At 67.1% G+C, this 18,758-nt stretch carries 15 protein-coding genes and 1 pseudogene; 8 read left to right on the top strand and 8 right to left on the bottom strand.

Going from position 1 to position 18,758, the window contains the following annotated elements:
* Window positions 1–127 precede the first annotated feature (127 nt).
* Window positions 128–1,462: a dicarboxylate/amino acid:cation symporter gene (locus BLS66_RS01810; protein ID WP_005410518.1), complete on the top strand. Its 1,335-nt coding sequence runs from the start codon at window positions 128–130 to the stop codon at window positions 1,460–1,462.
* A gap of 306 nt (window positions 1,463–1,768) precedes the next feature.
* On the opposite strand, the gene BLS66_RS01805 is transcribed toward BLS66_RS01810, so the two are convergent.
* Together BLS66_RS01805 and BLS66_RS01800 are read right to left on the bottom strand one after the other, a co-directional pair.
* Window positions 1,769–2,542, bottom strand: coding sequence for a C40 family peptidase (locus BLS66_RS01805; RefSeq protein WP_053091670.1), 774 nt, complete (start codon window positions 2,540–2,542; stop codon window positions 1,769–1,771).
* Window positions 2,543–2,673: 131 nt separating this feature from the next.
* On the bottom strand, window positions 2,674–3,213 hold the full coding sequence (locus tag BLS66_RS01800; RefSeq protein WP_014038010.1) for a C40 family peptidase: 540 nt from the start codon (window positions 3,211–3,213) through the stop codon (window positions 2,674–2,676).
* A gap of 111 nt (window positions 3,214–3,324) precedes the next feature.
* Here BLS66_RS01800 and BLS66_RS01795 point away from each other — a divergent pair, with 111 nt between their 5' ends.
* From BLS66_RS01795 to BLS66_RS01765, 7 genes and pseudogenes are all read left to right on the top strand, one after another.
* The gene (locus BLS66_RS01795; protein WP_014647924.1) at window positions 3,325–3,807 is read left to right on the top strand and encodes an FKBP-type peptidyl-prolyl cis-trans isomerase; all 483 of its coding nucleotides are present in this window, start codon (window positions 3,325–3,327) and stop codon (window positions 3,805–3,807) included.
* A gap of 99 nt (window positions 3,808–3,906) precedes the next feature.
* Entirely contained in the window at window positions 3,907–5,151 is a 1,245-nt protein-coding gene (locus BLS66_RS01790; RefSeq protein WP_074724949.1) for a DUF418 domain-containing protein, read from the top strand.
* 38 nt (window positions 5,152–5,189) lie between these two features.
* A pseudogene (locus BLS66_RS20860) lies at window positions 5,190–5,316 on the top strand (amino acid dehydrogenase); the annotation flags it as partial.
* Window positions 5,317–5,334: 18 nt separating this feature from the next.
* Entirely contained in the window at window positions 5,335–6,693 is a 1,359-nt protein-coding gene (gorA, locus tag BLS66_RS01780) for a glutathione-disulfide reductase (protein ID WP_057493247.1), read from the top strand.
* A gap of 100 nt (window positions 6,694–6,793) precedes the next feature.
* Complete coding sequence (locus BLS66_RS01775) at window positions 6,794–7,714, top strand: DMT family transporter (RefSeq protein WP_019660628.1); 921 nt, start codon at window positions 6,794–6,796, stop codon at window positions 7,712–7,714.
* Window positions 7,621–8,049: an MGMT family protein gene (locus tag BLS66_RS01770; RefSeq protein ID WP_244152936.1), complete on the top strand. Its 429-nt coding sequence runs from the start codon at window positions 7,621–7,623 to the stop codon at window positions 8,047–8,049. The genes BLS66_RS01775 and BLS66_RS01770 overlap by 94 nt, the downstream gene beginning before the upstream one ends.
* Before the next feature lie 93 nt (window positions 8,050–8,142).
* Window positions 8,143–8,814, top strand: a complete 672-nt coding sequence (locus BLS66_RS01765; RefSeq protein WP_014647919.1) for a rhomboid family intramembrane serine protease — start codon at window positions 8,143–8,145, stop codon at window positions 8,812–8,814.
* Window positions 8,815–8,864: 50 nt separating this feature from the next.
* Here BLS66_RS01765 and BLS66_RS01760 read toward each other — a convergent pair whose 3' ends face one another.
* From BLS66_RS01760 to BLS66_RS01735, 6 genes are all read right to left on the bottom strand, one after another.
* Window positions 8,865–10,448 (bottom strand): phytoene desaturase family protein, encoded by a 1,584-nt coding sequence (locus BLS66_RS01760; RefSeq protein WP_074725078.1) that lies wholly within the window; start codon window positions 10,446–10,448, stop codon window positions 8,865–8,867.
* 75 nt (window positions 10,449–10,523) lie between these two features.
* A complete protein-coding gene (locus tag BLS66_RS01755; RefSeq protein WP_074724948.1) occupies window positions 10,524–11,018 on the bottom strand; it encodes a VOC family protein in 495 nt (164 codons plus the stop codon).
* A 125-nt stretch (window positions 11,019–11,143) separates the two neighbouring features.
* A complete protein-coding gene (locus BLS66_RS01750) occupies window positions 11,144–13,153 on the bottom strand; it encodes a M13 family metallopeptidase (protein ID WP_049470597.1) in 2,010 nt (669 codons plus the stop codon).
* A gap of 255 nt (window positions 13,154–13,408) precedes the next feature.
* Window positions 13,409–15,511 (bottom strand): M13 family metallopeptidase, encoded by a 2,103-nt coding sequence (locus BLS66_RS01745; RefSeq protein ID WP_049470601.1) that lies wholly within the window; start codon window positions 15,509–15,511, stop codon window positions 13,409–13,411.
* A gap of 188 nt (window positions 15,512–15,699) precedes the next feature.
* Complete coding sequence (locus BLS66_RS01740; RefSeq protein ID WP_057493235.1) at window positions 15,700–16,527, bottom strand: SEL1-like repeat protein; 828 nt, start codon at window positions 16,525–16,527, stop codon at window positions 15,700–15,702.
* Window positions 16,528–16,656: 129 nt separating this feature from the next.
* The gene (locus BLS66_RS01735) at window positions 16,657–18,651 is read right to left on the bottom strand and encodes an alpha/beta hydrolase family protein (RefSeq protein WP_064238945.1); all 1,995 of its coding nucleotides are present in this window, start codon (window positions 18,649–18,651) and stop codon (window positions 16,657–16,659) included.
* Window positions 18,652–18,758: the final 107 nt, after the last annotated feature.

The following is an 18,758-nucleotide window of genomic DNA, read 5'->3' as shown; positions in this document are numbered from 1 at the left end:
CGGGACATTCATTATGCCCGCCCTCGCAAGGCACGCCGATGACACACTGATTTGCCGGTCGGGCGGTCGTTCCGCAGGCCGCGTTGGGCTATCGTGCCAGCATCCCTTCCTTCCCTCTGGATTGCCTATGAAGCTGGTCTCTGCCTGGCTGCGGATTCCATTCTGGCAGCGCGTGGTCGGTGGCTTCGTGCTCGGTGCGCTGGCCGGCTGGGCGCTCGGCCCCGCCGCGGAAACGTGGTTCGGCCCGCTCGGCGAGCTGTACGTCACCCTGATCAAGATGATCGCCGTGCCGCTGGTGTTCTTCGCGGTCATCAACGCGATCTCGTCGCTGCACGGGCAGAAGTCGGTGGCCGCGCTCAGTGGCCGTACCTTCCTGTGGTTCGTGATCACCGCCGCATTGGCGGTGTGCGTCGGGCTGGGCGTGGGCACCGTGCTGCAGCCCGGCGCCGGTGGCCTGCAGCTGACGATGGCCAGCAACTACGTGCCGCGTGAAGTGCCCAGCGTGGTGCAGGTGCTGCTGGACGTGGTGCCGGCCAATGTCTTCTACGCGCTGTCCGGCATCGGCACCAAGGTCAACGCGGCCGGTGAGACCGTGCTGGCGGCCGGTCGTGGCTCGATCCTGCCGGTGATCTTCTTCGCCGGGCTGGTCGGCTTTGCCATCGTCAAGCTCGGCGAGAAGGTGACCGAGGCGCGCAAGCTGGTCGGGCAGATGAGCGACATCATGATCCAGGTGACCCGCTTCGTGCTGGAAGTCACCCCGATCGGCACCTTCGGCCTGATCGCCGGCCTGGTCGGCAGCTATGGCTTCGAGAAGCTGCTGCCGCTGGGCCATTTCGTGCTGGCCCTGTACGTGGCCTGCGCCCTGCACATCGTGGTGGTCTACAGCGCGCTGCTGCTGGCGCACGGCCTGAACCCGCTGAAGTTCTTCCGCGGCGCGGCGCCGGGCATGCAGGTGGCCTTCGTCAGCTCGTCCAGCTTCGCCGCGATGCCGGTGGCGCTGCGTTCGATCACCCACAACCTGGGCGTCAACAAGGACTACGGTTCGTTCGCGGTGCCGCTGGGCGCCAGCATCAAGATGGACGGCTGCGGCGCGATCTATCCGGCGCTGTGCGCGGTGTTCATCGCGCAGTACAGCGGTGTGCCGCTGACCCCGGAGCAGTACGTGGTGGTGCTGATCGCTTCGGTGCTGGGCAGCTTCGGTACGGCCGGCGTGCCGGGGACCGCGGTGATCATGGCCACGGTGGTGCTGAGCGCGGCGAACCTGCCGCTGGAGACCATCGGCTACCTGTACGCCATCGACCGCATCCTGGACATGATGCGCACGATGACGAACGTGACGGGCCAGATGCTGGTGCCGGTGATCGTGGCCAAGGAGACCGGGCTGCTGGACCAGGCGGTGTATGACAACCCGTCCAGCAACGTGGGCGTGGACGACCCCGACCCGACACCCCCACGCGGCTGAGGTTGCGTGGAGATGAAAGGCCCGCCCTGACCCGGCGGGCTTCTTGTCTGGGAGATGGCTTGCGCGGTGGCGGTCAAGCCGGGCCTGGTAGATCCACGCCATGCGTGGATGGAGACGGTGCCGACCCAGGTCGGCACCCACCAAAGGTCAGCCCCCACCAGAGGTCAGTAGATCCACGCCATGCGTGGATGAGGGCGGTGCCGACCCAGGTCGGCAGCGACCCACCATTACGCGGGCCCAACAAAAAAGCCGCTGCAGGGCAGCGGCTGTGCTTTGCGTATCAGGCGGCGCCGTGGCGCCAGCCGGTCAGAGGTCGACCCGGCGGGCCTGCATGAACTTGTTGCCCCAGTAGCCACTGAGCAGGGTGTCCACGCGCACGTCCTTGCCCGAGCTCGGTGCGTGCAGGAAGCGGCCGTCGCCGACGTAGATGCCGACGTGGTCGACGCGGCCCTTGCGGCCGAAGAAGACCAGGTCACCGGCCGCCAGCGCGGTGCGGTCGTTGATCAGCTCGGCGTTGTCATCGTGCGCCATCTCGCGCGAGACACGCGGCAGCTCGATGCCCAGGGCCGAGCGGAACACGTAGCCGACCAGGCCGCTGCAGTCGAAGCCGCTGTCCGGATTGCTGCCACCCCACCGGTAGGGGGTACCCAGCAGGGTCATCGCGCGGCGCAGCAGCGACTGCACCTTGCCGTTGTCCGCGGCGGTGCCGACGACGCTGCCATTGGCGGCGCTGCTGGTGTCGTAATTGGCGAGCAGGCGGCTGAGGTCACCAGCCACCACGGCCGAGCGGTCCATCAGCGGAATGGTGTCGTTGGCGGCCAGGTGCGGCAGCAGCGCGGCCAGCGTGGCGCTGGCGGCGGCATCGACGCGGCTGCGCTGGGGAGCGGCAGCCTCGGCCTTGGCGGCCGGTCGGGCGGTGCTCTCGGCCACCGGGGCCGCGGGTGCATCGGAACGGTTCGGAACCGTCTGCGACCAGGCCGGAAGGCTGGTCAGGCACAGTGCCAGGCCAAGCAGCAGCGGGCGGGCACCACGTGAAGATACGGAAGTCTGGCCTTCGCTTTTCAGGTCGTCAGTCGTCACGCGTCGGTCACAGGAAAAAAACGATGGGGCATCATGCCCTGTAAAAGCGCGGATAAGTTAAAAATTCCGTTAGTAATTCGTTAGTTGCATGGTGATTCTCGTCACAGTTTTGAACATATCGCCTGTTCATTTTAGCGAAGGACGCGTTTCGCCCCTGTGTAGTGGTCCTTCCAGTAAGGACCACTGAGCGAGTCCAGGCGCACCGTGCCGCCGGTGCTCGGCGCGTGCACGAAGCGTCCTTCACCTACATAGATGCCGACGTGGGTGACGCTGCCGCGGCTGCCGAAGAACACCAGGTCGCCGGTGGCCAGGCGCTGCGGATCGATCTTCGGGCCCTGTACCGCAGCGAGGTCGCGCGAGGTGCGCGGCAGCCGCAGGTCCAGCATCTCGCGGTAGACATAGGCGACCAGGCCGCTGCAGTCGAAGCCCGAGTCCGGGGTATTGCCGCCATAGCGGTAGGGCGTGCCGACCAGGCTGATGGCGCGCATCAGCACCGAGTTGGCGGCCTCGGGGTTGTCCGGCACGGTCTTTGGCCAGTTCGCCGTCGGCGGCGGCGGGGCCGGACGGGTGGCCTTGCCGCCGCCGCAGGCGGTCATCAGCAGGGGCAGGGCCAGCAGCAGGGCCGGGGCAAGGAACCGGCGCGGGCCGGACGAAACTGGCGTGATGTGCATGATCTCCGGATAATGCGCCACCTTGGATTGGCCGTCATGATGGCGGCGTCCCCGTCGGGCGACAACCCGCCCCAACCCGCCTGCCTCCGGCAGATCCAGACAGAGTTGCGCATGAAGATCGAAAAAGACCGCGTTGTCCGCTTCCACTACACCGTTTCCGAAGTCGGCCAGGAGCCGATCGAATCGTCCAAGGACCGCGGCGAGCCGCTGGCGATCCTGATCGGCCACGGCAACATCATCCCGGGCCTGGAAAACGCCATGATGGACAAGGAAGCCGGCGCGACGTTCAACGTCGACGTCAAGGCGGCCGACGCCTACGGCGAGCGCCGTGAGGGCCTGTCCCAGCGCGTGCCGAAGAAGCACTTCGGCAACACCAAGCTGGCTCCGGGCCAGCAGGTGGTGCTGCAGACCAACTTCGGCCCGCGTGCGGTGACCGTGCAGAAGGTCGGCATGAGCGTCGTCGACGTCGACCTGAACCACCCGATGGCCGGCAAGGACCTGCACTTCGACGTCGAAATCGTCGACGTGCGCGAAGCCGGCAAGGAAGAGCTGGACCACGGCCACGTCCATGGCGACGGTGGTCACCAGCACTGATCGCAGCGCGATCGTGATGGCAGCGACGGCCCGCTTCGGCGGGCCGTTGTGTTTCCGGGCCACGACGCGGGCGTCCATGCCGCGCGGGCCGGCGGCATAATGGTGGACCTGCCCGACGGACGCCCCGTGAACGCTGTTTCTCCTTCCCTGCAGCCGATGGCCTCCGGCGAACGCATCGCGGTGCTGGACGTACTGCGCGGCGCGGCACTGCTGGGCATCCTGCTGATGAACATCGAGGCCTTCAGCGGCCCGCTGGACCTGGCCTTCACCGGCATCGACACGCACTGGCAGGGCATCGACTCCTGGGCCGATGCGTTGGTCTACGTGTTCGTACAGGGCAAGTTCTTCACCCTGTTCTCGCTGCTGTTCGGCGCCGGCTTCGCAGTGATGGCGCAGCGCGCCGAGGTGGCCGGGCGCGCGTTCACGCCGTTCTACCTGCGCCGCAGCGCTGGCCTGCTGCTGATCGGCCTGTGCCACGCGCTGCTGGTCTGGTCCGGCGACATCCTGGTGATGTACGCCTTGGTCTCGTTGCCGCTGCTGGCCTGCCGCGAGGCGCCGCGCAGCTGGCTGCCGTGGATGGGCGTGACGGTCTACCTGGGCGGCGTGGCGATGATGCTGCTGGTGGGCGCGATGGTGTCGATGGCTTCGGCGGAGGATGTGCAGAAGATGCTCGCCGAAGCACAGCAGGCCATCGCGCAGCAGCGCCTGGTCTACGGCCACGGCAGCTGGATGCAGGCCACCGCGCAGCGCCTGCACGAGTTCGGATCGTCGATGGGCGCGTTGCTGATCACCGGTCCGGAAGTGCTGGGCATGTTCCTGATCGGCAGCTGGTTCACCGCCAGCGGCGCACTGGCATCACCCGAGCGCTTCCCACGGCTGTACGCGCTGCTGCGTTGGGTGGCTCTGCCGCTGGGCCTGGCGGTCACGCTGCTCGGCGTTGCCTGGAAGCCGTATCTGGCACCGGGCGCCTACGACCTGCCGGTGACCGCAGCGATGGCACTGGTGACGATCGGCGGGCTGCCGATGTGCCTGGGTTACCTGGCGTGGATCGTGCATTGGCGCGCGCGGCTGGGATGGCTGGCGCCGGTCGGGCGCATGGCATTGACCCACTACCTGGCCCAGTCGTTGCTGTGTACCTGGCTGTTCTACCACTATGGCCTGGGCGGGTTCGAGCGGATGCCGCGCAGCGTGCAGTTGCTGTTCGCGTTGCTGGTGTTCGCAGCGCAGGTGGCTGTTTCGCACGCGTGGCTGGCGCGCTTCCGCTTTGGTCCGATGGAATGGCTGTGGCGTGCGATGACCTACCGGCAGTGGCCACCGATGCGGCGAAGGGCGGAGCAGGGCTGAGCGATGGGCGCGCATGCGCTGTGCTGATCGGTCGCGGCCCCGTGCGTCCTCACGCCTGGCTTGCGGCGGGGCATGGCATGCTCGGCATCAGCATGAGCACCGGTGGCGGCCAGCGGATCGCCGATCACGTCCTGCGGCCGCGCGCTGGTGATCGATCCTGCCCCTACCGACCGAGCGATTCCGATGAGCACTGCACCCTATGATTACGACCTGATCGTCCTTGGCGGCGGCTCCGCCGGCCTGGCCGGTGCGATCCGCGCGGCCCAGCATGGCCGGCGCGTGGCGCTGCTGGAGCCGGGTGAACTGGGCGGCACCTGCGTCAACGTCGGCTGCGTGCCGAAGAAGGCGATGTGGCTGGCGGCCGACCTGCACGAGCGCATCGGCCTGGCCAACGCGATGGGCTTCGATGTCGAGGCACGCCCGGCGCTGTCGTGGAAGGAACTGGTGATCCATCGGCAGGCCTACATCAGCAACATCCACACCAGCTACCACAAGCGCCTGGATGAAACCGGCGTGGTACGGATTCCGGCGCGCGGCCATCTGCTCGACGCGCATACCGTGGCCTGCAGCGACGGCGTGCGCTACAGCGCCGAGCACATCCTGATCGCCACCGGCGCGCACCCGCTGCGCCCGGAGATTCCCGGCGCGGAACTGGGCCTGGTCTCCGATGATTTCTTCGATCTGCGCGCGGCACCGGCCGAGGTCGCGATCATCGGTGGCGGTTACATCGCGGTGGAACTGGCCGGGCTGCTGCAGGCACTGGGCAGCCGGGTAAGCCTGCTGGTACGGGGGCAGCGCCTGCTGGAGCGCTTCGATTACGAGCTGACCGATCAGCTGGCCGAGAACCTGAAACAGCAGGGCGTGCGGATCCACTTCGGCTATCGCCTGCGCGAACTGCAGCGCGATGGCGAGCGCGTGCGTGCGTTCGGCCATGACGGCCCGATGGACAGTGTGTTCGATGCGGTGTTCTTCGCTGCCGGCCGCCGCGGCAACAGCCGGGGCCTGGGTCTGGAAGCGCTCGGCATCGGCATTGGCGAGCATGAGCAGGTGCAGGTGGACGAGTGGCAGACGACCGGTGTGCCGAGCGTGCACGCGGTCGGCGACATCGCCGGCAAGGTCGGCCTGACCCCGGTGGCGGTGGCCGCGTCGCGGCGGTTGATGGACCGGCTGTTCGGGGGCCGCCCGCAGTCGAAGATGGATTACGAGAACGTGGCCAGCGTGGTGTTCTCGCATCCGCCGCTGGGCGCGGTGGGCATGAGCGAGGAAGAAGCGCGCCGGCGTTTCGACCAGGTGAGCGTCTACCACAGCCGCTTCCGCCCGATGCTGCAGGCGCTGGCCAACGGCACCCAGCGCAGCCTGTTCAAGATGGTCTGTGCCGGCCCGGAAGAACGCGTGGTGGGCATCCACCTGCTGGGCGAAGCGGCCGACGAGATCCTGCAGGGCTTTGCCGTGGCGGTGAAGATGGGCGCGACCAAGGCCCAGTTCGACGACACCGTGGCGATCCACCCGACCTCGGCCGAGGAAGTGGTGCTGATGCGCTGAGCCGGGCCGTTGTGGCTCTACAGGGCAGCGGGCGCCCCCATGCGACAATGGGCGTCCCCACGCCTTACCGGGCCGCCCTGCGCGGCCCGCCGTCGTCCTGATGTCCACTCCCGCTTCCCGCATCGCCACTGCTTCCCCGCGCATTGCGCTGGGCGGCATCGGCCTCGCCGCGATCGGCGCCATTGCCGCGTCGGGCAAGGCGATCATCGTCAAGCTCGGCCTGCGCCATGGCGTCGATGCCACCACGCTGCTCGCGCTGCGCATGCTGATGGCGCTGCCGCTGTTCGTGCTGATGGCCCTGTGGGCCGCGCGCCGGGCCGAGCCGCTGTCCTGGGCTGATCGCGCCCGCGTGCTGTGGCTGGGCTTTACCGGCTACTACCTGTCCAGCCTGCTCGACTTCCAGGGCCTGCAGTACATCAGCGTGACCCTGGAGCGGCTGATCCTGTACTTGAACCCGACCCTGGTGCTGCTGATCAACGTGCTGCTGGCGCGCCAGCGGCCGGGCCGCTGGCAGATCGGTGCGCTGGTGCTGAGTTACCTCGGCGTGCTGCTGGCCTTCGGGCACGACCTGCAGCGCGAGGGCGGCCAGATCATCGTCGGCAGCCTGCTGGTGCTGGGCAGTGCGCTCAGCTATGCGCTGTACCTGTTCGGCAGCGGGCAGGTGGTCGCGCGCATCGGTGCGGTGCGGCTGACCGCCTATGCCAGCTGCGTGGCCAGCGTGCTGGTGCTGCTGCATTTCGCAGTGACCCATCCGCTGCCGTTGCTGTGGCAGGCACCGGCGCCGGTACAGTGGCTGTCGCTGGTCAACGCCACGGTGTGCACGGTGCTGCCGGTGCTGGCGATCATGCTGGCGGTGCAGCGCGTGGGTTCGTCGCTGGCCGCACAGGTCGGTATGCTGGGCCCTGTTTCCACCATCGTGATGAGCCTATGGCTGCTCGACGAACCGATGGGGCCGGCGCAGATCGCCGGCACCGTGCTGGTGCTGATCGGCGTGCTGCTGGTGACCCGGCTGCGGCGCTGACCCCGGAGCAGGCGCGTGCGCGCATCCTGGCGGTGATCCGCGCGATCCCGGCGGGGCAGGTGATGGGCTATGGCCAGGTCGCGATGCGCGCTGGCCTGCCCGGGCGTGCGCGCCTGACCGCGCGCATCCTGGGCCAGAACGACGATCCCGACCTGCCCTGGCACCGTGTGCTGCGCTCGGATGGGCGCATCGCCCTGGCGGAAGGGTCGGCCGGCTGGCGCGAGCAGTCGCAGCGCTTGCGTGCCGAGGGCGTGCAGGTGGAAAACGGCCGCGTGCGGATGCCAGCAGCCGATCCGGCGGCGGCGCTGGATGCTGCTGTGTGGGGGCCTGGCTGAGCATCGCTGGCGACTGAACAGGGCATTCCGGGGGCGCGCCAACATCACACGGTGCTGCGGCTATGATGGAGGCCGTTCCATGCCGGTGCTCCCATGTTCCCGCGACTGCCAACCGTCACCAAGGCCCTGCTGATCGCCAACGCGATCCTGTTCCTGCTGCAGCAGCCGTTCCTGCTCGGCATGCAGACCTTCGAGCCGTTCATGCTGCAACCGCTGCAGCAGGGCTTCGACGCGTTCTCCCCCGGCGGCAACTTCCAGCCGTGGCAGCTGCTGACCTATGGCTTCCTGCATGGCAGCTTCGGCCACCTGTTCTTCAACATGCTGGCGGTCTTCATGTTCGGCGCGCCGCTGGAGCAGACCTGGGGCGAGAAGCGCTTCCTGCTGTACTACCTGGTCTGCGTGGCCGGTGCCGGTGTCTGCCAGCTGCTGGTGGGTACGCTGCTGGAAAACCCTGCCACGGTGCTGGGCGCTTCCGGCGGCGTGTTCGGCCTGCTGCTGGCTTACGGCATGCTGTTCCCGAACCAGCGGGTGATGCTGCTGTTCCCGCCGATCCCGATGAAGGCGCGCACCTTCGTGATCCTGTTTGGCGTGGGCGAACTGGTGCTGGGCATGACCGGCTGGCAGCCGGGCGTGGCCCACTTCGCGCACCTGGGCGGCATGCTGTTCGGCTGGTTGCTGATCCGCTACTGGCGCGGGCAGCCGCCGTTCAAGCGCCGCCCGCCCGGCCCACCGAAGCGCCCCAACCATCTGCGCAGCGTCAAATGATCGGAAGGATCATTTGACGTTGTAGGTGCCGACCGTTGGTCGGCACGCCTCTACAGATCCTGCAGCACCACCTGCGCCGCGTTGTGTCCCGGCGCACCGGTGACGCCATCGCCGGGGTGTGTGCCCGAACCGCACAGGTACAGCCCGGGCAGGGCGCCGCGATAGCCGGCCTGGCCGACCATCGGCCGTGCCGAGAACAGCTGGTTGGCGCTCAGTGCGCCGTGGAAGATGTCACCGCCGACCAGGCCGAAGGTGCGTTCCAGGTCCAGCGGCGACAGCACCTGTCGGCCAAGCACGCTGTCGGCGAAGCCCGGTGCATACCGGTCGACGGTCGCGATCATCAGATCGGCTACGGTGTCGCGGTGATCATCCCAGTGACGTCCATCGGGCAGCACCGGTGCCACGTGCTGGCAGAACAAACTGGCCACATGCCGGCCGGGCGGCGCCAGCGAAGCGTCCAGCGTGCTGGGAATCAGCATCTCCACGATCGGTTCGCGCGACCAGCCGTCGCGGCGCGCATCCAGCCAGGCGCGGTCCATGTAGTCCAGGCTGGGTGCCATGATGATGCCGGCGCTGAGGTGATCGCCGGGGCCGGGCAGGGCGCGGAAGTCCGGCAGCCGCGACAGCGCCACGTTCATCCGGAACGTGCCGGAACCGCAGCGCCAGTTCGCCATGCGTTCGCGGGTCGCGTCCGGTACCTGTGCCGGGGCCAGCATCTGCTCGTACAACAGCTTCGGATTGACGTTGGCGATCACCGCGCGTGCACGCAGGATTTCACCGTTGGCCAGTTCCACTCCCACAGCACTGCCGTGTTCAACCAGTACGCCTCGCACGCCGGCGTCCACCTGCAGTTCCGCGCCAGCCGCGCGTGCAGCGGCGGCGATGGCCTGGCTGATTGCGCCCATGCCGCCGATCGCATGGCCCCACGCACCCTTCAGGCCATTGCACTGGCCGAACACATGGTGCAGCAGGACATAGGCGCTGCCCGGTGTATACGGGCTTGCATAGTTGCCGACAATGCCATCGAAGCCGAACAGGGCCTTGATCGGCTCGCTCTCGAACCAGCGGTCCAGGTACTCGGCCGCCGACAGCGTGAACAGGTCCAGCAGTTCCTGCCGCAGCGATGGATCCAGCACCGCCAGCTCGCGGCCGAGGCGGCCCATCTGCCACAGTGCGGGCAGGGCACGCCAACCGCCGGCCACGCCCAGATCCGGCGGTGCACGCAGGGCCCATGCGCGGAGCACGTCGGCGAACATCTCCAGGCGCGCTTCGTAGGCGGGCAGGCGCTGCGCATCCCGCTCGGAAAATCTGGCGACTTCGGCCTGGGTGCGGCCCGGTGCCGACAGCAGGTAGCGGTCGTCGGGCAACGGCAGGAAGTTGTTGGCCGGGCGATTGATGATGCGCAGCCCATGCGCATGCAACTGCAGGTCGTCGATCACTTTCGGTTGCAGCAGCGACACGGTGTATGACGCCACCGAGTTGCGGAAGCCTGGATGAAACTCCTCGGTGACCGCAGCACCGCCGAGAACGCCGCGACGCTCCAGCACCCGCACCTTCTTTCCGGCGCGTGCCAGGTAGGCCGCGCAGACCAGGCCATTGTGGCCACCGCCGATGATGATCGCATCCCAGGACATCAGCACCTCGAAAAAGGGGACGGAGGGGATTAAGTCGCAATTCGCACGGGGTCAGCAGCGGTGGGGAGAAACGACTTAATCCCCTCCGTCCCCTTTTTGGATGGCGGCCTGGAGGGTGGCGATGTCGATCTTCTTCATCGGCATCATCGCGTTGAAGGCGCGCTTGGCCAGCGCCTTGTCCTGGCTGGTCACCGCTTCGATCAGGACGCGTGGGCTGATCTGCCACGAGATGCCCCAGCGGTCCTTGCACCATCCGCATTGGCTCTCCTGTCCGCCATTGCCGACGATCGCATCCCAGAGGCGGTCGGTCTCGGCCTGGTCGTCGGTCTGGATCTGGAACGAGAACGCTTCGCTGTGCTTGAACGCAGGTCCGCCGTTGAGCCCGACGCAGGGGATGCCGCAGACCGTGAATTCAACGGTCAGCACGTCGCCTTCCTCGCCGTCCGGGTAGTCGCCCGGGGCATGATGCACGGCCGTCACCGCGCTGTCGGGCAGGATGCCGGCATAGAAGGTGGCGGCCTCGAGCGCGTCGTTGTCGTACCAGAGGCAGATCGTGTTCTTGTGTGCCATGTCGGGGCTCCGCGATGGACGAAGCCGCAGCGATAGCATGCCCGGTGTTAACCCGGGATCGTGCTGCACCCGCAAAAAAAAGGGCGCCCGAAGGCGCCCTTTGCGTTACCACGGCCGCTGAAGGCTCAGCGCCAGACCTTGATCTGCTCGGCTTCGCTGCGCTGCATCGGCTGGCCGGCCTTGCAGCTGAAGGTGGCGCCGAACGCCGGCAGATTGGCCAGCGTGCCATTGCTGCGCCACAGGCCCGGCGCGCGGATGTCGGCGGTCAAGCGGCGCGCGGCCTCGTTCGGCGACAGCTGCTGCGCCCACAACGCCGACCAGGCGCGGAAGAAGCCCTGCTGCTGTGCCGGCTTGGCCTTCGGCTCCTGCGCGGTGTATGCGGCCCAGGCCAGTTCCAGGCCGGCGATGTCGGCCAGGTTCTCTTCCTGGGTGAGCGTGCCGTTGACCTTGGCACCCTTCACGCCCGGGAAATCGTAGGCGCTGTACTGCGCGGCGACGCGGTTGCCGAGCAGGGTCCAGGCGGTCTTGTCGGCCGGCGTCCACCAGCTGCGCAGTTCGCCCTTGGCATCGACCAGTGCGCCCTTGGCATCGATCGCACGGGTCAGCTCATGGCCGACCAGGCCACCGAAACTGCCGAACTTGTCGGCGGCATCGGCCTTGGCGTTGAACACCGGGCCCTGCAGGATCGCAGCGGTGACGATCAGGCGGTTCTGCGCCAGATCGTAGGCCAGCGACGGCTGCTGCGGCAGCACGTCCCAGCGGCGGTCGGCGTTGCCCTTGCCGATGCGCTTCATTTCCTCGCGGTGGCGCCAGGTCGACGCGATCAGCATGTTGCCGCCGAACGAACCGCGGCCCATCGGCTGCACGCTGTAGTCGAGATCACGCAGCGGGGTGCCGATCTCGATCTTCAGCGCGGCCAGCTTGGACTGCGCTTCGGTCTTGGCTTCGGCACTCATCCAGCTGCTGTTCTTGACCGCCTCGATCTGCACTTCGCGCACCTTGTCGACGATCCATGCGGCCTGGCGACGGTCTTCGGCCGACAGGTAACGGGCCGCGTATTCGCGGCCGAGCATCGGACCGGCGGCCACGTTGATCGCCTCCAGCACATCTTCCCAACGCTGCGGCGGCAGCGTTTCGCCACGCAGCACGCGGCCACGGAACTCAAACTCCGCGTCGCGGTAGGCCTTGGACAGGTAGGGCGCCATCGAGTCGCCCACGCGCCAGCGCAGGTAGGCCTTCCACTGGTCCGGCTTGAGCTTGGTGACCATGCCATCGAGCTGCTTGAACAGGCCCGGGTCGGCCAGCGAAACCAGGTCGTCGTCCACGCCCTGGGCCTTCAGGAACGCGTCCAGCTGCAGGTTGCGGTAGCGGCTGTTGAGCTCCTTGGTGGAGATCGGCGCGTAGTTGTTGAACGGGTTGTTGATCCCGGCCAGCGACTGCGCGTTGCGCGCCAGCTCGGTCTCCAGTGCGATCACCGACTGCGACTCGGCATCGAGCTTGGCCGCCGGCGTGCCGGTCAGTGCCAGGATCTGCTTCACGTAGGTCCGGTAGCGGCCCATCAGAGCCACGGTGTCGGCGTCGGTGCGGGTATAGAACGCCGGATCCGGCAGGCCCATGCCACCCTGCATGAAGTAGCCGATGTGACGATCGAGTGCCTTCAGATCGACGTCCGGGCCGAAGTTGAAGGCCACCGGGATGCCGACCTGGTGCAGCGCGGCGATCGACGCCGGCACATCCTTGGCCTTCTTGATGGCGTTGATGCGGGTCAGCAGCGGCGCGATCGGGTTGGAGCCGTCTGCTTCCACCGCTGCCTCGTCCAGGCCGCTGGCCCAGAAGTCGCCCAGCAGCTTCTGCACGTTGCCCTGCGGCGACTTCATCGCGGCGTCGAGCAGTTCACGCTGCTGCTGGCGGCTGCGCTCGACCAGCTGGCCGAGCGCGGTGGTGGCGCCGGTCTGCGGCACCGGGTTGGCCTTCAGCCAGCCTGCATTGGTGGCGTCGTAGAAGTCGCTGCACTGGGCGCTGACGGCCGGGGCGCGAGCGGCCTTCTTCTTGGCGGCAGCAAACGCATCGTGGGTCGGGACCAGGGTCGCCAGGCTGATGCCCAGGGCGATGGCAAGCGGACGGAAATTGGGCATGTGGAACGAATCCGTGATGGATTGAGGGCGCGCGCACTATAGCAAGCCGGGCATGGGCGCGGCATGCACACATCACGCGCCGTCTGCCGGGCATCGCGCGGCGCTGCCACCGGGCGCGGGGAGGCGCGCGACATGCACGCGTCACGGCGTGGTCGGCAGGGGTGCCACGCCTTGCGTGGACGGCGGGCATCGCAAAAAAGCAAAGGCCCGGGAAGTCCCGGGCCCTTGCAGGTCTGCCGCAGCGTCAGCCGTGGCTTACCAGATCACCACCTGCTGCTCGCCGGTGCGGGCCATCGGCGAACCGGCCTTGCACTGGAACGCGGCAGCGAAGGTCGGCAGGTTCGACGGCGCACCCATGGCGCGGAACTGCGCCGGGGCGTGCGGGTCGGTGGCCAGGCGGACCTTGGCGTTTTCCGGGGTGTACTTGGTGCGCCACACGGTGGCCCAGTTGAAGAAGAAGCGCTGGTCGCGGGTGAAGCCGTCGACCTTGGCATCTTCCTTGCCGGCGGTGGCCTTCTGCAGGGCGTCGTAGGCGGTGGCCAGGCCGCCCAGGTCGGCGATGTTCTCGCCCAGGGTCAGGTGGCCGTTCACCGCCTGGCCGTCGACCTTGTACTGGTCGAACTGCTTGACCAGCTTGCCGGTCAGGCCTTCGAAGTTCTTCTTGTCGGCCGGGGTCCACCAGTCTTCCATGTTGCCGGTCGGCCCGAAGCGCGCACCCTGGTCGTCGTAACCGTGGGTCATCTCATGGCCGATCACCGCACCGATGCCGCCGTAGTTCAGCGCGTCGTCGGCCTTGGGGTCGAAGAACGGCGGCTGCAGGATGGCGGCCGGGAACACGATCTCGTTCTGCAGCGGGTTGTAGTAGGCGTTGACGGTCTGCGGGGTCATGCCCCACTCGGTCTTGTCCACCGGCTTGCCGATCTTGGACAGGTTGAACTTGTAGTTGAACTCGTTGGCCGCGCGCACGTTGCCCAGGAAGCTGTCGCGCTGGGTCTGCAGGCCCGACCAGTCACGCCACTTGTCCGGGTAACCGATCTTCGGGGTGAAGGTTTCCCACTTGGCGATGGCCTTGGCCTTGGTTTCCTCGCTCATCCAGCTCAGACCCTGGATGCGGTCCTTCAGCGAGGCAGCCAGGTTCTTCACCAGCTCTTCCATCTTCGCCTTGGCTTCCGGCGAGAAGGCCACCTTCACGTACAGCTGGCCGAAGGCTTCGCCGGCGTCATTCTCGATGGTGCCCAGCACGCGCTTCCAGCGCGGCTTCTGTTCCTTCTGGCCGTTGAGGGTCTTGCCGTAGAACTCGTAGTTCTCCTGCACGAACGCGTCGGCCAGGTACGGCGAGGCGCTGTCCACGGTGTGGAAGCGCAGGTAGGCGCGCCACACCGACGGATCGGTGTCGCCCAGCGCCTTGCTCACTTCCTCATGGAAGGCCGGCATGGCCAGCGAGAACTTCTCCGGTGCGGCCACGCCCTGCGACTTGAAGAATTCGGTCCAGCTGAAGTTCGGGGTCAGCTTGTCGGCGTCGGCCAGGGTGACCGGGTTGTAGTACAGCTCGACATTGCGCGACAGCTCGACGCGCGACTTGGAGGCCTTGGCCAGGCGGGTCTCGAACTTGACGACCTCTTCCGCCTGCTTGGCGGCATCGGCAGCGGCGACGCCGGACAGTTCCAGCACCTTGGCCACGTGCGCCTGGTAGGCCTTCAGCTTGTCGGCGTTCTTGGCGTCGGTGTAATAGGTGGTATCCGGCAGGCCGAGGCCGCCCTGGCTCGCGTAGGCCATGTTCACGGCCGAATTCTTGAAGTCGGCTTCGGCACCGAAGCCGAACAGGAGGTTGTCGCCCTTGGCGGCACTGGTGCGCAGGTAGTCGGCGATCGCCGCCTTGTCCTGCAGGCCGTCGATCGCGGTCAGGTCGGCCTTCAGCGGCTCGATGCCCTGTGCGTTGATCTTGGCTTCGTCCATGCCGGTGGCCCACAGGTCGCCGACGATCTTCTCGATGTGGTTCGGGTTCTTGACCTGCGCGACCTGTTCGGCCAGCTGGTGCTGCACGGCCACGGAGCGCTCGTCGAGGATGGTGAACGCGCCCCAGCTGGTGCGGTCGCCCGGGATTTCATTGGCGGCCAGCCACTTGCTGTTGACGTAGTCGCCGAAGGCGGTGCAGGCGTCCTTGGTGGTGTCCAGGTCGCTCGGCTGGAAGGCGTTGTAGGCCGGCAGCTTGCTCTCGTCCAGCTTATAGGTGGTGGCTTCGGCCGTGGCCGGGGCGGAGGCGGCGGCGTCCTTGGCCGGGGCTTCAGTCTTGCCGCAGCCGACCAGCGCGGCCGAAACGGCCAGGGTCAGCAGCACGATCTTGGGAGTACGGGTCACTTGAATGGCCTCCGGGCCGAGTGAGTCAGGGAGTGGCCGCAGGTGCGACCGTGGGCCGAACGATACGCCGCCGGCCAGACCTGCAAGGGTGTCGAAGGTCATGGTCAATGGCAAGCCGGCCTGCCCTGGCGGTGGTCGGTCGCCAGCAGGCAGGATCGGCATGGTCCGTTGGGGGGCGCGGTGCGCCCTCAGCGCAGGCCAGGGGTTGGCTGGGGCGGTTCGTCCCCGGTCACCGGCTCGGGGGCGTCAACCTGTGGAGCAACATCGGGGATTCGGCTACGCGCCTGGTTTTCGGTGGAAACCGGGGCCACGTTGCCAATCTCCACGCGTCCCACCCGCGGTGTCGACCAGATGCTGTCCTGCCATTGCCGGTACAGCTGCGGGTCCCAGTAACGGGTGTCGTAGAACTTGCTGCCATCAATCTGTTCAGTCGTGCCATTCGGGCCCGGCACGAGAATCTTGACGTTGCCCGCAAAGCCGGTGCGGCTGCCGGTCATGCGCTTCTGTTCACGCCGCATTGCCAATGCGAGGCGTGGCTCGGCGGCAGCGTCTCCAAACCGTGCATACACCGCTTCGCCCTGGCCGATGGCCTGGTTGCGTTGGTGTTCATCCAGCGCGGCCCAGTAGCGTTCGCGCAGTTCGACGAAGCCCTTGTAGCCACGCTCGGCAGCCAGGTCCATCCAGACGTAGGCCAGCGGGCGGTCGACCGCCGTGCCAGTGCCGTTCCACAGCATTTCAGCGACCCGTGCCTGCGAGACCTTGTCCCCGTAGAAGCCGGCGCGCTGGAAGAACGCAAATGCAGCGGGCAGGTCGTTGGCGCGCTGTTTTTCCATGCCCAGCATGCGGAAGCGCAGGTCGGGATGACCGTTCAGGAAGCCCGCGCTGATCATCAGCGGATCATCGGTTGGATCGCTGGGCAGCGGGGCCGTGGAAGGCGCTGGAGGCGCCGCCGCCAGCATGGCCGGCGAGGCCAACGCGACCAGGAGAGGGAGTGGCGAAAGCCAATGCAGTTTCATGTTCATCAATCCGTGATGGCAGCAAGGGGACCGCGTGCCCCCAATCATCGGGCGGAGCGCGCTTCGGGACATGCGGCGTAGGTCATTGTGCCAAAGGAAACACGGGGCAGGCGTGCTGCCCCGGTTCGTTCAGCGTGCGGGCGTGCCGATATGCCGGCCGAAGAAGTCGAGCATCTTCGAGTACAGATTTACCCGGGCCGGAACGTCGTAGAAGCCATGCATTTCACCGGACTGGATGATCACGCCTTCCGGAGGGTTGCCGGCATCGGTGAGTGCCTTGGCCATCAGCTCGGTCTGTTCGGGCACGGCGCGCATGTCGCGGGCACCTGCGGCCAGGAATACCGGAATCCTGACCTCACCGGCCCGGCGGGCGGGCGAGACCTTGTTCCATTCGGCCACGTCGGTGCCATGGGTGCGGCGCAGATAGCGCTGACCGGACTCGCGCTGCGGGATATCGCCCTTCTTGAACAGCATGTCCACGTCGTATACCCCGACGTAGCCGAAAGCACACTTGAACAGGCCTGGCTCGCGGATGGGCGCCATCAGTGCAGAGTAGCCACCGAAGCTGCCGCCATAGATGCACAGGCGGTCCTTGTCAGCCACCCCCTGGTCGATGGCCCAATGCGTGGCATCGAGGATGTCGTTCTGGATGCCGTCGGCCCATTGCCGGTGACCCGCGTTCTCGAAGGCCTTGCCATAGCCACCAGAGCCACGGAAGTTGACCTGCAGGACGGCATAGCCACGGCTCGCCAGCAGCTGCGCCTCGGGATTGAAGCCCCAGTTGTCGCGCGGGCCGATCGGGCCGCCGTGCGGGTTGACGATCATTGGCAGGCGCTTGCCCTGCGCCCCCTGCGGAACGGTCAGGTAACCATGCAGCAGCTGGCCGTCCCGTGCCTTGACGGTGAACGGGGTGACGCTGGCCATGCGCTTGGGATCAAGCCAGTCGCGGCCCTGCAGCAGGAAACGGGCCTGGCCGGTCTTGCGGTCGAACAGGTACAGCTCCCCTGGATTGGTGTCGCTGTAAACCGACACCAGGATGCGGTTGCCATCTTCGGTGGAACTGGAGAACTGCACCATCTGCCCGGGAAATGCCTGGGCCAGCGACTGGTACAGCGCGGCATCGGGGTGGTCCTCATCCAGCAGGGTGACCTTGGGGCTGCCGGCCTGGTTGACCACGCCGATCAGGCGCTTGTCATCAGTGCTCCACATCATCTGCGAGACTTCGCTGACAGGATCCTGGAACAGCTTCTGGAACTGGCCACTGCCGGTGTCCAGCGTGCCGATTGCCGATGGGACCTTGCCATCATCCTGTTCGGCGTAGACGGTACCGTCGGCGCTGGTGCGCAGCACGCGCAGATGCTGGCCGTCGGACTTGGAGGCGTTGATCAACGTCCAGGTGGTGCCGTCGCGGCGGTACAGCTCGCTGCGCTCATCATATTCGCCGCTCTCATCGCGGCTGGAACTGCAGACCGCGAAGCGCGGTTCCTTGGCGCCATCCAGTGCGATGTCGCAGTTCTCTTTGGGTGCGCGCGCCAAGGGCGTGCGCCTGCCGCTGATGGTGTCCACGCTCACCACCTGGGTGCCTGCGCCTTCGGAAGAGCGCGGGTAGCGGACCTGCATGATCACGTTCTGGTCATCGCCGCGCAGCGTGTCCAGCAACGAATAGGATTCGTTGCCCACGCTCTTGCTGCGCTGGGTGGCATCGCGGGTGCCGTAGAAGATCACCGGGCGGGCCTGGCTGCCGTCGGCGTTGACCGCGAACCATTCCCCGGTGGGGAAGGGCTGGGCGTAGCCGCCCTGCTTTTTCACCGCGTTGAACATCAGCCGTTCCGGCGATATCCAGTGGAAGCTGCCCACGCTCTTCTTGTCCGGCAGCTGGTTGACCTTGAGTACCTTCAGGTCACTGGTGCGCAGGATGGTCAGCACGTCCTGGTCGCCCAGATCGACACTGATAGCCAGGTAGGCGCCGCTCGGTGAGATTCTGGCCGAGCTGTAGCTGGCGTGCCTGGCGAAGTCTTCGATCGAATAGGGCGTCGCCGCGCCCGCAGCGGCGGCCGGCAAGGCAGCGGGGAGGGCGGCGGCGAGCGCCAGGGCCAACGGCGTCAACAGCGAGGTCTTCTTCATGATCAGGGGTCCTTGTCCTGGCCAGCGGTAGCTACGGCCGGTTCAAAAAAGGAAAGCCCGGTTCAGACCCGGGCTTTCCCATGCGTTCCTACCTCATGCAGCGAGGA

The organism is Stenotrophomonas pavanii, from assembly GCF_900101175.1.
In the GTDB taxonomy this organism is placed as follows: Bacteria; Pseudomonadota; Gammaproteobacteria; order Xanthomonadales; family Xanthomonadaceae; genus Stenotrophomonas; species Stenotrophomonas pavanii.
This window is presented reverse-complemented; position numbering and strand designations above follow the sequence as displayed.

Excerpts from the sequence above, each read along its gene's own strand:
- BLS66_RS01810 (WP_005410518.1), top strand. The coding sequence starts at position 128 with ATGAAGCTGGTCTCTGCCTGGCTGCGGATTCCATTCTGGCAGCGCGTG.
- BLS66_RS01800 (WP_014038010.1), bottom strand. The coding sequence starts at position 3,213 with ATGCACATCACGCCAGTTTCGTCCGGCCCGCGCCGGTTCCTTGCCCCG.
- BLS66_RS01795 (WP_014647924.1), top strand. The coding sequence starts at position 3,325 with ATGAAGATCGAAAAAGACCGCGTTGTCCGCTTCCACTACACCGTTTCC.
- BLS66_RS01790 (WP_074724949.1), top strand. The coding sequence starts at position 3,907 with ATGGTGGACCTGCCCGACGGACGCCCCGTGAACGCTGTTTCTCCTTCC.
- gorA (WP_057493247.1), top strand. The coding sequence starts at position 5,335 with ATGAGCACTGCACCCTATGATTACGACCTGATCGTCCTTGGCGGCGGC.
- BLS66_RS01775 (WP_019660628.1), top strand. The coding sequence starts at position 6,794 with ATGTCCACTCCCGCTTCCCGCATCGCCACTGCTTCCCCGCGCATTGCG.
- BLS66_RS01770 (WP_244152936.1), top strand. The coding sequence starts at position 7,621 with ATGGCTGCTCGACGAACCGATGGGGCCGGCGCAGATCGCCGGCACCGT.
- BLS66_RS01765 (WP_014647919.1), top strand. The coding sequence starts at position 8,143 with ATGTTCCCGCGACTGCCAACCGTCACCAAGGCCCTGCTGATCGCCAAC.
- BLS66_RS01760 (WP_074725078.1), bottom strand. The coding sequence starts at position 10,448 with ATGTCCTGGGATGCGATCATCATCGGCGGTGGCCACAATGGCCTGGTC.
- BLS66_RS01755 (WP_074724948.1), bottom strand. The coding sequence starts at position 11,018 with ATGGCACACAAGAACACGATCTGCCTCTGGTACGACAACGACGCGCTC.
- BLS66_RS01750 (WP_049470597.1), bottom strand. The coding sequence starts at position 13,153 with ATGCCCAATTTCCGTCCGCTTGCCATCGCCCTGGGCATCAGCCTGGCG.
- BLS66_RS01740 (WP_057493235.1), bottom strand. The coding sequence starts at position 16,527 with ATGAAACTGCATTGGCTTTCGCCACTCCCTCTCCTGGTCGCGTTGGCC.
- BLS66_RS01735 (WP_064238945.1), bottom strand. The coding sequence starts at position 18,651 with ATGAAGAAGACCTCGCTGTTGACGCCGTTGGCCCTGGCGCTCGCCGCC.